The sequence below is a fragment of the Paraburkholderia sp. SIMBA_030 genome, from assembly GCF_046535245.1.
GTDB lineage: Bacteria > Pseudomonadota > Gammaproteobacteria > Burkholderiales > Burkholderiaceae > Paraburkholderia.
In genome coordinates, this window is sequence record NZ_JAWRXB010001872.1 from 1 (window position 1) to 212 (window position 212).

The following is a 212-nucleotide window of genomic DNA, read 5'->3' on the forward strand; positions in this document are numbered from 1 at the left end:
CCGCTTTCGACGCCACCGAGCGTCAGGGTACCGACGCTGGTGACGTGATCGCTGGCACTGCTGCCCGAGTCGGTGGCGAGCGCCACGCCGGGTGCGGCGGCGGCCGTGTCGAGTGTGAAGCTGAAGCTGGTCGCCGCCGACACGTTGCCGGCCACATCGGTCTGCCGGACCTGCACGGTGTTCGCCCCTTCGACGGCGCTGAAGCTGCTGGT

At 70.3% G+C, this 212-nt stretch carries 1 protein-coding gene; it reads right to left on the reverse strand.

The window, feature by feature from the left end; all coding sequences use genetic code 11:
• Positions 1–212: hypothetical protein (locus tag SB772_RS46485; RefSeq protein WP_410839331.1), on the reverse strand; the 212-nt coding region annotated here is incomplete at both ends.